This is a genomic window from Kluyvera georgiana ATCC 51603 (genome assembly GCF_001654985.1).
Classification (GTDB): Bacteria; Pseudomonadota; Gammaproteobacteria; order Enterobacterales; family Enterobacteriaceae; genus Kluyvera; species Kluyvera georgiana.
Map to the genome: position 1 here is coordinate 25,125 of NZ_LXEU01000069.1, position 13,764 is coordinate 38,888.

At 57.7% G+C, this 13,764-nt stretch carries 12 protein-coding genes and 1 riboswitch; of the genes, 4 read left to right on the plus strand and 8 right to left on the minus strand.

Annotation, left to right across the window (positions count from 1 at the left end; translation table 11 throughout):
- Positions 1 to 442: 442 nt before the first annotated feature.
- From M989_RS17460 to araB, 4 genes are all read right to left on the minus strand, one after another.
- A complete protein-coding gene (locus M989_RS17460) occupies positions 443 to 958 on the minus strand; it encodes a hypothetical protein (RefSeq protein WP_157093568.1) in 516 nt (171 codons plus the stop codon).
- Between the two features lie 46 nt (positions 959 to 1,004).
- The gene (gene araD / locus M989_RS17465) at positions 1,005 to 1,700 is read right to left on the minus strand and encodes an L-ribulose-5-phosphate 4-epimerase (RefSeq protein ID WP_064547376.1); all 696 of its coding nucleotides are present in this window, start codon (positions 1,698 to 1,700) and stop codon (positions 1,005 to 1,007) included.
- Positions 1,701 to 1,788: 88 nt separating this feature from the next.
- On the minus strand, positions 1,789 to 3,291 hold the full coding sequence (araA, locus tag M989_RS17470) for an L-arabinose isomerase (protein WP_064547378.1): 1,503 nt from the start codon (positions 3,289 to 3,291) through the stop codon (positions 1,789 to 1,791).
- A gap of 11 nt (positions 3,292 to 3,302) precedes the next feature.
- Positions 3,303 to 5,009 (minus strand): ribulokinase, encoded by a 1,707-nt coding sequence (araB, locus tag M989_RS17475; RefSeq protein WP_064547380.1) that lies wholly within the window; start codon positions 5,007 to 5,009, stop codon positions 3,303 to 3,305.
- Between the two features lie 338 nt (positions 5,010 to 5,347).
- Between araB and araC the strand changes: the two genes are divergently transcribed.
- Positions 5,348 to 6,193: an arabinose operon transcriptional regulator AraC gene (araC, locus tag M989_RS17480; protein ID WP_064547381.1), complete on the plus strand. Its 846-nt coding sequence runs from the start codon at positions 5,348 to 5,350 to the stop codon at positions 6,191 to 6,193.
- 129 nt (positions 6,194 to 6,322) lie between these two features.
- Positions 6,323 to 7,090, plus strand: a complete 768-nt coding sequence (locus M989_RS17485) for a DedA family protein (RefSeq protein ID WP_064547383.1) — start codon at positions 6,323 to 6,325, stop codon at positions 7,088 to 7,090.
- A gap of 87 nt (positions 7,091 to 7,177) precedes the next feature.
- On the opposite strand, the gene thiQ is transcribed toward M989_RS17485, so the two are convergent.
- From thiQ to sgrR, 4 genes are all read right to left on the minus strand, one after another.
- Positions 7,178 to 7,876 (minus strand): thiamine ABC transporter ATP-binding protein ThiQ, encoded by a 699-nt coding sequence (gene thiQ, locus M989_RS17490; protein WP_064547385.1) that lies wholly within the window; start codon positions 7,874 to 7,876, stop codon positions 7,178 to 7,180.
- Entirely contained in the window at positions 7,860 to 9,470 is a 1,611-nt protein-coding gene (gene thiP, locus M989_RS17495) for a thiamine/thiamine pyrophosphate ABC transporter permease ThiP (protein ID WP_064547387.1), read from the minus strand. Before thiP ends, thiQ begins: the two co-directional genes overlap by 17 nt.
- Positions 9,446 to 10,429, minus strand: coding sequence for a thiamine ABC transporter substrate binding subunit (gene thiB / locus M989_RS17500; RefSeq protein ID WP_064547493.1), 984 nt, complete (start codon positions 10,427 to 10,429; stop codon positions 9,446 to 9,448). Before thiB ends, thiP begins: the two co-directional genes overlap by 25 nt.
- A gap of 30 nt (positions 10,430 to 10,459) precedes the next feature.
- Positions 10,460 to 10,558, minus strand: a riboswitch (TPP riboswitch).
- A gap of 35 nt (positions 10,559 to 10,593) precedes the next feature.
- Complete coding sequence (gene sgrR, locus M989_RS17505; protein WP_064547389.1) at positions 10,594 to 12,249, minus strand: HTH-type transcriptional regulator SgrR; 1,656 nt, start codon at positions 12,247 to 12,249, stop codon at positions 10,594 to 10,596.
- Positions 12,250 to 12,336: 87 nt separating this feature from the next.
- On the opposite strand from sgrR, the gene sgrT reads away from it, so the two are divergent.
- The gene (gene sgrT / locus M989_RS24800; RefSeq protein ID WP_074398820.1) at positions 12,337 to 12,489 is read left to right on the plus strand and encodes a glucose uptake inhibitor SgrT; all 153 of its coding nucleotides are present in this window, start codon (positions 12,337 to 12,339) and stop codon (positions 12,487 to 12,489) included.
- An 88-nt stretch (positions 12,490 to 12,577) separates the two neighbouring features.
- Positions 12,578 to 13,756, plus strand: coding sequence for a sugar efflux transporter (locus M989_RS17510; protein WP_064547391.1), 1,179 nt, complete (start codon positions 12,578 to 12,580; stop codon positions 13,754 to 13,756).
- Positions 13,757 to 13,764 lie beyond the last annotated feature (8 nt).

Consider the following 13,764-nt stretch of genomic DNA (forward strand, 5'->3'; position numbering starts at 1 on the left):
ACCGCGGCCTACTGATTTTTTATACAGCGGTTTACTCATTGAAACGATGAATACATTTAGGCTTAAAGGGAAGGCCGACATCAAGGCTGAAAAAGCGCGCGGTTAGCGCCGCAATGTTTTCCAGTCTACGCAACGCAGAAAAGGTGCTGGCGATTTCAATGGCATCACAGGTGTGCCGTCGGGAGGGATGTTTTTCTCCGCAAGCGTCTTAGGAAATGCAGATCCTCCAGCGTTCGTTCCCAGGGAAATATCATAATCTTGCGAACCGATTGTCTTCTGCTATTTGATCGCCTGGTGCGAAAGTCGTGACGATCGGCGGGGGTCATAATATGGCGGGGTACGGTGATGGATCCGGCACTGTTTGCTAAAAATGTTATTTTATTATGCTGAAGGAAGGGAAGACACAAGAAAGGCCATATCCTGGCAAAAGACTTCATACTCTTTAAATATTACATGACGGGAGCCGTACCCGTATCCTAAAAAATAGCGGTAGCGCTGTCCGCGATGGTCGATAATGGTTAAGAGACTTTTTATTTATTGGATAAATGTTGGGGGTAAGTTTTATCTTTTTTATTTGATCTAAACGCCAGGTTTTATTATCAATAGTTATATCATGCGGCGTCAGAACGATCTTCTCCGGTATTGTTGTCTTTACCCAAAGGGAATACAGATAGGTTGCTGCGACAATCATGACGTTTAGACTCAGAGAGACGATGATTAACCACAGTGCTGTGCTTATAGCGAATGCCAGACCGGCCACGAAGAAAATAATAATCACAGGGATAATGAATGATGACGCATGATAAATATCAAGTATGTTATTTTCAATCAAAATACGTGTGATAAGTTTCTTATCGATGAAATATACTCGTTGCATCACTGCCCCTGCCAAAACATCTTGTTTTATTAAGATATTAACATTAAAAGGGGAAGTGAATAATCCAAAATTAAATTTCACCCTGAAAAGCGCCGTATCCGGCACTTTTCTCGGCGTGGAGATAACATTACTGCCCGTAATACGCTTTCGCGCCGTGCTTACGCAGGTAGTGTTTATCCAGCAGCGTCTGCTGCATCTCCGGTAACTGCGGCGCCAGCTGGCGGCAGAAGATGCCCATATAGGCAATCTCTTCCAGTACGATGGCGTTATGTACCGCATCTTCGGCGTTTTTGCCCCACGCGAACGGGCCGTGGGAGTGGACCAGCACGCCGGGCATCTGCGCCGGGTCGATACCGTTCTGACGGAAGGTTTCGACGATTACCGCGCCGGTTTCCCATTCGTAGTCGCCGTTGATTTCCTCATCGGTCATCAGGCGCGTGCAGGGCACCGGGCCGTAAAAATAGTCGGCGTGGGTGGTGCCGGTGGCGGGAATGGGCTGCCCGGCCTGCGCCCAGATGGTGGCGTGGCGCGAATGAGTGTGCACGATACCGCCGAGGGTCGGAAACGCCTGATACAGCAGGCGATGAGTCGGTGTATCGGAAGAAGGCTTTTTATTCCCTTCCACCACTTCTCCGGTTTCCAGGCTGACCACCACCATATCTTCGGCGGTCATCACGCTGTAATCGACGCCGGACGGCTTAATTACCAGCACGCCGCGCTCGCGGTCGACGGCGCTGACGTTGCCCCAGGTCAGGGTGACCAGATTGTGTTTGGGCAGGGCCAGGTTGGCTTCGAGTACCTGACGTTTAAGATCTTCTAGCATGTTAACTCCTGAATGCCGGATGGCGCTTCGCTTATCCGGCCTACGATGCTGGATTTCCCCTCACCCCTTAGGGGGAGGGGAAAGCGGCTTAACGTTTGGACCCGTAATACACTTCGTTCCAGCGCAGCGCGTCTTTAAAGGCCGGCATGCGAGTGTCGTTGTCGATCACCGCAATTTCGATGTCATGCAGTTCAGCAAACTGGCGCATATCGTCCAGCGTCAGCGCATGGCTGAACACGGTGTGGTGCGCGCCGCCCGCAACGATCCACGCTTCAGACGCGGTTTCGAGGCTCGGATGCGCTTTCCACAGCGCGTTCGCCACCGGCAGTTTCGGCAGGTCGTGCGGGGTTTTCACGGTTTCGATGGTGTTAACCAGCAGGCGATAGCGATCGCCAAGATCGATCATGCTGGCGACGATCGCCGGGCCGGTCTGGGTGTTGAAAATCAGACGGGCCGGATCGGCCTTACCGCCGATGCCGAGGTGTTGTACGTCGAGCAGAGGTTTCTCTTCCACCGCGATAGACGGGCACACTTCCAGCATGTGTGAGCCGAGCACCAGATCGTTACCACCGTTGAAGTGGTAGGTGTAGTCTTCCATAAAGGAGGTGCCGCCCTGTAGACCGGTCGACATCACTTTCATAATGCGAAGCAGGGCGGCGGTTTTCCAGTCGCCTTCGCCCGCAAAGCCGTAGCCTTGCTGCATCAGGCGCTGTACGGCGAGGCCAGGAAGCTGTTTCAGACCGTGCAAATCTTCAAAGGTGGTGGTGAAGGCGTGGAAGCCGCCTTCCTCGAGGAAGCGCTTCATACCCAGTTCGATACGCGCCGCGTCCAGCACGTTCTGGCGCTTGTCGCCGTGAATCTGGGTGGCTGGAGTAAAGCGGTAGCTGCTTTCGTATTCGTCAATCAGCGCGCTGATTTCACCGTCGGTAACCGCGTTGACGACCTGCACCAGGTCGCCTACCGCCCACGTGTTCACGGAGAAGCCGAACTTGATCTGCGCTGCGACTTTATCGCCATCGGTGACGGCCACTTCACGCATGTTGTCGCCAAAGCGGCAAACTTTTAGCTGACGGGTATCAATCTTAGAGACCGCCTGACGCATCCAGGCGCCAATGCGCTCCTGCGCATGTTTGTCCTGCCAGTGGCCGGTGACCACGCTGTGCTGCTGACGCATGCGCGCGCCGATGAAGCCGAACTCGCGGCCGCCGTGTGCGGTCTGGTTCAGGTTCATAAAGTCCATATCGATGCTGTCCCACGGCAGCGCCGCGTTGAACTGGGTATGGAACTGCAGCAGCGGTTTATTGAGGATGGCGAGGCCGTTGATCCACATCTTCGCCGGAGAGAAGGTGTGCAGCCAGACGACCAGACCGGCACATTTCTGGTCGTAGTTCGCGTCGCGGCAGATGGCAGTGATTTCATCCGGGCGGGTGCCCAGCGGCTTCAGCACCAGTTTGCACGGCAGCTTGCCTTCGGCGTTCAGTGCATTAACCACGTGCTCCGCGTTTTGCGTCACCTGACGCAGCGTTTCTGGCCCATACAGATGCTGGCTACCAATAACAAACCACACTTCATAATTATCAAAAACGGTCATGTTCGTATCCTTTAATGAGTCAGGGCTGCGCGGGTAGCGGCGGTTTTTTCCGACGAAGCAGCAGGGAGATAATGGTGTTCGGCGCTTTCGGCCCATTGCTGGTAGCGCTGATAGAGTTCTTCAAAGCGTGCAGCCTGCGCCGGGCGCGGCTGTAAGGTATGTTCTACGCGGCTGGCCATTTTGCCCTGCGCAGTCGGGATATCGGCGTAAACGCCGGCGGCCACCGCGGCGAAGATAGCGGCGCCCAGCGCGCAGCACTGATCGGAGGCGACAATTTGCAGCGGACGGTTCAGTACGTCGCAGCAGGCCTGCATGATGACGCGGTTTTTACGCGCGATGCCGCCCAGCGCCATGACGTTGTTAACCGCAATTCCCTGCCCGGTGAAGCACTCCATGATGGTGCGTGCGCCGAAGGCGGTGGCGGCAATCAGACCGCCAAACAGCGCCGGGGCGTCGGTGGCGAGGTTTAAATCAGTAATGACCCCTTTCAGGCGCTGATTCGCGTTCGGGGTGCGGCGGCCGTTAAACCAGTCGAGCACCACCGGGAGATGGTCGAGCGAAGGGTTAGCGGCCCAGGCTTCCGTCAACGCGGGAAGCAGCTGTTTCTGGCTGGCTTTGAGTTGTTCTTTCAATTCCGGGTGCTGTGCGGCAAGCTGCTCCAGCGGCCAGCCAAGCACGCGGCCAAACCAGGCATAGATGTCGCCGAATGCGGATTGACCCGCTTCCATACCGATGAAATCCGGCACTACGCTACCGTCCACCTGACCGCAGATGCCCTTAACGGTACGACTGCCAACGGTCTGTTTATCAGCAATCAGGATGTCACAGGTTGAGGTGCCGATAACTTTCACCAGCGCATTAGGCTGTGCGCCTGCGCCAACCGCGCCCATATGACAATCGAATGCGCCGCCGGAAATGGCGACTTGGGTAGAAAGCCCCAGGCGCTCCGCCCATTCGGCGGTTAGCGTGCCGACCGGCACGTCGGCGGTCCAGGTTTCGTTAAACAGCGGGCAGGGCAGATGCTGGTTGATAATGGGATCCAGTTCGTCGAAGAACGACGCCGGCGGCAGGCCGCCCCAGCTTTCGTGCCACAGGGATTTATGCCCGGCGCTACAGCGGCCGCGGCGGATATCCTGCGGGCGGGTGGTACCGGAAAGCAGCGCCGGAACCCAGTCGCACAGTTCAATCCACGACGCTGCGGCTTGCGCTACGGCACGGTCTTCGCGGGTCACGTGGAGAATCTTGGCCCAGAACCATTCGCTGGAGTAAATACCGCCAATATAGCGAGAGTAATCTTCTTTGCCCGGCTGGTGGCACAGGCGGGTGATGGCCTCTGCTTCTTCTACTGCGGTGTGATCTTTCCACAGGACGAACATGGCGTTCGGGTTGTCGGCGAACGCCTCTTTCAGCGCCAGCACGTTGCCGTCTGCGTCAATCGGTGCCGGGGTGGAACCGGTGCTGTCGACGCCGATGCCGACCACGTCCGCGCGCTGTGCGCTGGAGAGTTCGGCCAGCACGCCCTTCAGCGCCGCTTCCATGGATTCTATATAGTCGCGTGGGTGGTGGCGAAAACGGTTGTTCGGCGCGTCGCAGAAACGCCCTTCCTGCCAGCGCGGATACCACTCAACGCTGGTCGCGATTTCTTCCCCCGTCGCGCAATCTACTGCCAGGGCGCGGACCGAGTCACTGCCAAAATCGAGGCCAATTGCGATTGCCATCGTGTTACTCCATCTCAAAGAATACGTGATAGTGAAACAGTAGATATCCCCGCAAAAAAACGTCAGGCTGGAACCGCTAATCTTATGGATGATCTTGCTGTGCCCTCTCAAAGTGTGACGCCGTGCAAATAATCAATGTGGACTTTTCTGTCGTCTTTATAGACACTTCAGTTGTGGTTGTTAGCCGGTTTATCTTCCGGGTTTATTCTCTAAGTGCCTTGAAATAACAGGGTTGACAGCAGCACCGGTTCTGTTATTCATTGAGCGCGGCTGCCGTACCGATTAAAAGCCGAATATGGATAATTGGTTTCTTTAGATATCAGTGAGAGCGTGCAGAAATGGCTGAAATGCAAAACGATCCCCTGCTGCCTGGTTATTCCTTTAACGCCCACCTGGTGGCGGGGCTAACGCCGATTGAAGCCGGTGGCTACCTGGACTTTTTTATCGACCGGCCGCTGGGGATGAAGGGGTTCATTCTGAATCTGACGGTGCGCGGAGAAGGGGTGATTGAAAATCAGGGTAAGCAGTTTGTCTGCCGCCAGGGCGATATGCTGCTGTTCCCGCCGGGCGAAATTCACCACTATGGCCGCCACCCGGACGCCAGCGAGTGGTATCACCAGTGGGTCTATTTCCGCCCGCGCGCCTACTGGCACGAGTGGTTAAACTGGCCCGCCATCGTGGCACAGACCGGTTTTTATCGCCCGGATGAAGCGCACCAGAGCGAAATCTCCGAGCTGTTCGGCAAAATTATCGAGGCCGGGCAGGGTGTAGGGCGCTATTCCGAACTGCTGGCGATCAACCTGCTTGAGCAACTTCTGCTGCGGCGGATGGAGGCGATCAACGAATCGCTGCATCCGCCGATGGATAACCGCGTGCGCGATGCCTGCCAGTACATCAGCGACCACCTTGCCGATAGCCAGTTTGATATTGCCAGCGTGGCGCAGCACGTCTGCCTGTCGCCATCAAGGCTGTCGCATCTTTTCCGGCAGCAGTTGGGCGTTAGCGTGCTGAGCTGGCGAGAAGATCAGCGCATTAGCCAGGCCAAGCTGCTGCTGAGCACAACGCGCATGCCGATTGCCAGCGTTGGACGCAATGTCGGCTTTGAAGACCAGCTTTATTTCTCCCGGGTATTTAAAAAATGTACCGGCGCCAGCCCCAGCGAATTCCGCGCTGGCTGTGAATAAAAAGTAAAGAAAAGGAAATGCTGTGTGTCGGCTTTTGTCTTTGCCAGTAAACTATTTAGACAATTGATGGCTTGACGATGCAGAGGGGGCTCTGGAGAATCCCTGCTTCGTTTTCAAACCGGACACACTATGCAAGCATTGCTGGAACACTTTATTACGCAGTCCACAACTTACTCGCTGATAGCGGTAGCGCTGGTGGCGTTTCTGGAATCACTGGCGTTAGTGGGGCTGATTCTGCCGGGCACCGTGATGATGGCCGGCCTGGGCGCGCTTATCGGTAGCGGCGAGGTGAACTTCTGGCAGGCGTGGCTGGCGGGGATTGCGGGCTGTCTGTTGGGCGATTGGATCTCCTTTTGGCTGGGCTGGCGCTTTAAGAAGCCGCTACACCGCTGGTCGTTTATGAAGAAGAACAAAGCGCTGCTCGATAAAACCGAATATGCGCTACATCAGCACAGCATGTTTACCATTCTGCTCGGCCGCTTCATTGGGCCCACACGGCCGGTGGTGCCCATGGTCGCGGGCATGCTCGATCTGCCGATTGCCCGGTTTATTCCCCCGAATATCATTGGCTGTCTGCTGTGGCCGCCGCTCTATTTCCTGCCGGGGATCCTCGCCGGGGCGGCGATTGATATTCCTGCCGATGAAAATAGCGCCAGCTTTAAGTGGCTGTTGCTGGCGGCGGCGCTGCTGCTGTGGCTGGGCGCATGGCTGTGCTGGCGGCTGTGGCGCAGCGCGAAAGAGAATCATGACCGTCTCAGCAATGTGCTGACGCGTCAGCGTTTACTGATTCTGGCACCGCTGATTCTGGGCGTTGGCGTGATGGCGCTGGTCAGCGTGATTCGTCACCCGCTGATGCCGGTGTATATCGAGATTTTGCGTAAGGTGGTGGGGCTGTAACCTGCCGGATAAGGCGCAGCCGCCATCCGGCCTACGCGCGTACCCATTTGTAGGCCGGATAAGGCGCAGCCGCCATCCGGCAATCCCTCACTCAGCGATACCTAACAGTGCCGAAGCGCTGGTCTTACCGCTCAGCAGCGCTTCGGTCTTACCATCCCAGGCGATACGCCCTTCCGCCACCACCATTGCCCGCGCCGCGATTCGCGCCGCGTCTTCAATGCTGTGCGACACCATCAGCAGCGTCAGGCTCTGGCGCTCACACACGTCATCGACTAATTGCAGCATCTCCTGACGCAGAGCAGGGTCGAGCGCGGAAAAGGGTTCGTCCAGCAGCAGAATGGGCTGCTGGCGCACCAGGCAGCGGGCCAGCGCGGCGCGCTGACGCTGGCCGCCGGAGAGTTCGCCGGGGAGCCGCTCCAGCATTGATTCAATTCCCATCTGCCCGGCAATAACCTGTAACCGACGCTGCTGGTCGGCGGTGAGCTTCAGCCGCGGGCTCATCCCCAGGCTGATATTCTGGCGCACCGTCAGGTGGCTGAAGAGATTATTTTCCTGAAACAGCATCGACACCGGGCGCTGGGACGGCGGCGTATGCGTATGGACGCGGCCTTCCAGCATGATGGTGCCGCTGGCGGGCGTCAGAAAACCAGCGATCAGATTGAGCAGCGTCGATTTCCCCGCGCCGCTTGGGCCGAGCACCGCGATTTTCTCGCCCTGCGCAATCGTGGCGCTAAAGCGCATCGGCAGGTGCTGATACAGCCAGGTCACATCATTCAGTTTTAGCATGGCGTCCGGGTAACTTTTCAATCACGGTAAAGAGCAGGAAGCAGAGCAGCAGCAGAATCATCGCGGTCACCGCCCCATCCTGACTGCGGTAGGCGCCAATCTGCTGGTAGAGATAAAACGGCAGCGTGCGGAAATTCTCGTTGCCGAACAGCGCCACCACGCCGAAATCACCGATCGACAGCACGCAGGCAAACGCCAGCGCCTGGGCCAGCGGTCGTTTGAGCGCGCGTAATTCAATCACCCGCAGGCGATTAAACCCGCTAAGCCCAAGCGACTCGCACAGAATGCTGTAGCGTGCGGTGATATCGCGCATCGGTGTTTCCAGTACTTTCAGCGCGTAGGGTACCGCCATCAGCGCGTTGGTGAAAATCACAATACCGTCGGCGGAGTCGGGCAGGCCGATGGTATTGTTAAGCAGCAGGAAGAAGCCGGTAGCCAGCACGATCCCCGGCATGGCGAGGATCAGCATCCCGCTGAGTTCCATAGCCTGCCCGGCGAGCGGCTGATTACGCGCCCGCAGCTCGCGGCTGCTCCACAGCAGCATCATGGTCAGCGCCACGCAAAGCAGACCGGCGGCGAGGGCGATACGTAGCGACGTGCCCAGCGCCTGCCATAAAATCGGCTGGCTAAAGACGGAAAGCATCGACGGGTGAATGCCATCCACCACTACCGCCAGCAGCGGCGGCAGCAGTAACAGCAGGGTCAGGAAGATAAGTACTCCGTCGGCGATACGGCTGTGCCAGCGATCTTCAGGGTCACGCCAGCCTTGAATCTGGCTATTGCCCACCGCAATGGTCCGGCTCATACGCTGGCTAAGCAGCACCAGCGCCAGGCAGCAGGTCATCTGAATCAGCGCCAGCATCGCCGCCCGCGCCGGATCGTAATCAAAATTTAGCGCCTGGTAAATTGCCAGCTCAATCGTGGTGGCAGAAGGCCCGCCGCCCAGCGACAACACGGTGGCGAAGCTGGCGAAGCAGAGCATAAAAATCAGCGTGGCGATGGGCAGAATCTGTCGCCGCATCCAGGGCCATTCCACGTAGCGGAAGAACGGGTAGCCGCGCATCCCGAGCTGTGCCGCGAGCTGGCGCTGCTCGCCGGGGATTTGCTCCAGCGCCTGCAGCAGCAGGCGGGTGGCCATCGGCATGTTGAAAAAGACGTGCGCCAGCAGAATGCCCTGCAGGCCGTAGGGGGAAAAATTCCACTGCCAGCCGAGCCAGGCGTACAGCTGCGCCAGCCATCCCTGACGACCGTAGACGGTGAGAATGCCGAATACGGCGACCAGTACCGGCAGAATGAGAGTCATCGCGCACAGGCGCAGCAGTAGCTGACGACCGGGGAAACGGCGTCGATAGAGCGCGCGGGCCAGGAAAATGGCGGGCAGCACCGACAGCAGCGCGGAGAGAAACGCCTGCCAGAAGGAGAAGCGCACCACGTGCCACAGGTAGCTATCGCCGAGCAACGTTGACCACGATGTTTCGGGGGCGTTGAACCACAGCGCCAGAAAAGCCGCCAGAGCGACGGCCACCATTAGTGCGGTGGCCGTGAGTCCTGGGTAGAGCCAACCCGGAATTAGCGGCTGGCGGCGCGGAGCCATGTATTAATCCAGTTCTGACGTTCGCTGGCGACCTGCTGCGGCGTGAACTCAAGCGAGGTCTGCGGTTTCACCAGGCTGTTAAAGCCTTCCGGCAGCGCAACCTGAGTGACCGGATACATCCAGTTGCCGGTCGGGATGGCGTTCTGGAAAGCCGGAGAGACCATAAATTGCAGGAATTTGTCCGCCAGTTTTTGCTGCTTGCTGGCCGCGGTTTTTGCCGCCACTTCGACTTGCAGGTAGTGGCCTTCGGCAAACGGCGCCGCGGCGTAGTTGTCTTTCTTCTCTTCAATGATGTGGTAGGCCGGCGAGGTGGTATAGCTCAGCACCAGGTCGCCTTCCCCTTTCAGGAACAGGCCGTAGGCTTCGCTCCAGCCTTTGGTGACGGTGACGGTCTTCGCTGCCAGTTTCTGCCAGGCTTCCGGCGCTTTATCGCCGTACACTTTCTGCATCCACAGCAGCAGACCTAAGCCCGGTGTGCTGGTGCGAGGATCCTGGTAGATGACGCGCCATTTCTGGTCGCTCTCAACCAGCTCTTTCAGGCTCTTCGGCGGGTTTTTCAGCTTGTTTTTATCGTAGACGAAAGCGAAGTAGCCGTAGTCGAACGGCACGAAGGTGTCGTTGCTCCAGCCGCCCGGCACGCTGACGGCGCTGGCCGGAACGTTGCTTTTAGCAAACAGTTTAGTGTCGGTTGCGGCCTGCAAGAGGTTGTTATCCAGCCCCAGCACCACGTCCGCTTTGCTATTTTTCCCTTCCATGCGCAGACGGTTGAGCAGCGAGACGCCGTCTTCCAGCGCCACGAATTTCAGCTCGCAGTCGCAGTCGGCTTCAAACGCTTTTTTCACCGTCGGGCCAGGGCCCCAGTCGGCAGCAAAGGAGTCGTAGGTATAGACCGTCAGCACGGGTTTCGCGAACGCGGGCGCGGCAACCAGCATCAGCAGGGGGAGTAATTTCTTGAGCACTTTGCACCTCAGTAAATGGGTGGCAAAGGATTTTGAGTTAGCCTCAAATCCCTTCGCCGGGATTATCCGGATCAGGTTCGACGGGTCTCTCTCAGCCGCGCATAACGCACAGCACCCCGTTGAGAACGGCACATTGTAATGATTACGTGAATAAATCAAAAGCCCTACGGTTCCGGCGGCGCAAACCAGGCGGATTTAAAGTCAAACCAGCCCAGCGTATTCATCCGTACGCCGCGCATACTGCGCTGCCCCTGGAGCATCAGCCAGTGGTGAATCAGCGGCACCACCGATTGATTCGCGAGCAACTGCTGGCACCAGTCGGCCTGCGGCAGGTTGCCCGCGCGCCAGCGCCGCGCGTCCTGCTCCCAGTCAATGGGGATACAATGGCGAATCATCGGCACTTCATACAGATAGGCAAACAGTGAGAAATCGAGCGGCAGCGTAAAATTGGCGCTGTTGAGCCAGATATCGCTGACCACCTCGCCGCGATGCCATTCGTCATAGTCCACTTCCTGAATGTTGAGCTTGACCTGATGCTCCGCCAGCAGCGTTTCCATAATCTGGCCGATGGTCCGGTGCTCGGCGTGATCCCGATAGTAGGTGAGGGTGATAGACTCCAGCCCGGCCGGTTTGTCGCAGGCGCGGCTGCGCGCATGGTGCCAGCGCGGCAGCAGGCCGTAGGCGGGAAACCAGTGGCTCTGATGCTGCTCGCCCGCGCGGTAGAGCAGATTGTTGGGATGAAACAGATGGCTCAGCCACTGGCGTACCGTTGGATTGCGGCCCAATGTGCTACGCGCATCGAACAGCAGGTAATAGCAGCCTTCTTCCAGCCGACTTTCGACGGCTTTTTCACTTTCGGTAGAGCCTTCGAGCGTCAGGCCGCCGTTTGGCGCTTCGCTGATTTCTGGTAGCACCCACACGTTAACCTCGTCGATCAGCGCCCGGAAACCGAAATAGTCTTCAAAGGCAAGGATCTTCAGTTGGTTAAGGTTGTTGCGCGCGACGGAGTAAGGCCCTGTACCCACCGGCATACGCGAGAAATTGGGCAGCGTTTGCCATTCACGCGGCAGGATCATCGCCGATACCTGGCTCAGTAGCCACGGCAGCCAGCGGTCAGGCTCGGCCAGATGCACGTCCAGCACCCAGGCGGTGGGAGAGTGGATCTGCGCGATGTTGGAGAACAGCGGCAGCGTCATGCTGCGCTCCAGTGAGGCAATAACGTCTTCCATCTCCAGTTCGCGCCCATGATGGAAGTGGATGCCGGGACGCAAATAAAAACGCCAGTGTAAGGGGGAAATTTCCTGCCAATGGTGAGCAATATCGGCTTCCAGTTCCCCATTTGCCTCATTTACCCGCGTTAAGGCGTTGAAAATCTGCCGGGCGATGTGGGTTTCCGAGCGGCGAAGCGCGGTGCCGGGCAGCAGATTGTGCATCGGGCGATAATAAAGCACCCGCAGAATGTGGCGACCCTGACGGAAGCTGCGCCCCAGATGCGACACCAGCATCTGGCGTACCGCCGCTTTATCGCCGACCAGCTGTACCAACTGATCGATGCGATCTTGCTCCAGCAGATCCTCAGCGCGCTGCTGCTGCAGCGCCAGCCCGGTATAGAGGAACGTGAGTCTGGAACGCTTGCCGCGCCCGGCCTCCGCCTCCCAGGTTAGCCAGCCGCGTGCCTCCATGGTGTTGAGTAATGTCCGCATATGGCGGCGTGAACAGCTCAGCAGTGCCGCCAGATCGTTAAGCGTGGTTTCCTGCGATTTTCCCTCGCAGCACTGCCATAAACGGATGAACTGCTGCTGTAAGCGACCTGAAGGCATAAAAGGGGAACTCCTGATAAAAACTCAGCAATTTATTAATCCCTATATTAGGCCAATAATGGATTTCGATGAAGCGAGGAGGTGTGTATGAAGAGGTCTACCATCCATCAGTTTTACCAGCGTTATTTCGCAGCGACCAAAAATGTTTCCTGGCTGGCCCGCCAGGCAACGGCACAGCGGCTTGAAGTGCTGAACTCTCTGATGCAATGGGAAGTTACGAAATCGGCCTCTGAGCATTAATTCGCCAAATCATGTGTGACTGAGTATTTGCCAGCAGGTATTATCTGCTGGCTTTTTTTTATTCTTTCGTGTGCTTAAAGGATTTCACATGCTCTGGTTAATGACGATGGGACGACGTCTCAACGGTGTATACGCCGCTTTTATGCTGGTGGCATTTATGATGGGCGTGGCGGGGGCGCTACAGGCGCCGACGCTGAGCCTGTTTCTCAGCCGTGAAGTGGGCGTCCAGCCGTTCTGGGTCGGCCTGTTTTACACCGTTAACGCGATCGCCGGGATTGCGGTCAGCCTGGCGCTGGCCAAGCGTTCCGACAGCCGGGGCGACCGGCGCAAGCTGATTATGTTTTGCTGCCTGATGGCGGTAGGTAACGCGCTGCTTTTTGCCTTCAACCGCCACTACCTGACGCTGATTACCTGCGGCGTGATGCTGGCGTCCATTGCCAATGCCGCGATGCCGCAGCTGTTTGCGCTGGCCCGTGAGTACGCCGACAGCTCGGCGCGCGAGGTGGTGATGTTCAGCTCGGTGATGCGTGCCCAGCTGTCGCTGGCGTGGGTGATTGGCCCGCCGCTGGCGTTTATGCTGGCGCTGAACTACGGCTTTACCACCATGTTCGCCATCGCGGCGGGGATCTTTATCCTGAGCCTGACGCTGATCGCGCTCACGCTACCCTCGGTGGCGCGAGTCGAGCAACCTGCTGATGTGGTGCAGAATCAGATTAGCGGCTGGAAAGACAGTAACGTACGCATGCTGTTTATCGCTTCCACGCTGATGTGGACCTGTAACACCATGTATATCATCGATATGCCGCTGTGGATCAGTAGCGATCTCGGCCTGCCGGATAGCCTCGCGGGGATCCTGATGGGCACTGCCGCCGGTCTGGAGATTCCGGCGATGATCGTTGCGGGCTACTACGTGAAGCACTTCGGTAAGCGTCGGATGATGGTCACTGCGGTAGCCGCTGGGGTGCTGTTCTACGTTGGGCTTATCTTCTTCCACAGCCATACCGCGCTGCTGATATTACAGCTGTTTAACGCTGTGTTTATCGGCATTGTCGCCGGGATTGGCATGCTGTGGTTCCAGGACCTGATGCCGGGTCGCGCCGGGGCGGCGACCACGCTGTTCACCAACAGCATCTCGACCGGGGTGATCCTCGCGGGGATTGTACAGGGGGCGCTGGCGCAGAGCTTTGGCCACTTCTCGGTGTACTGGGTGATTGCGGGGATTTCGGTGGTAACACTGGCGATGACCGCGCGGGTGAAGGACGTCTAAGCGCGGTA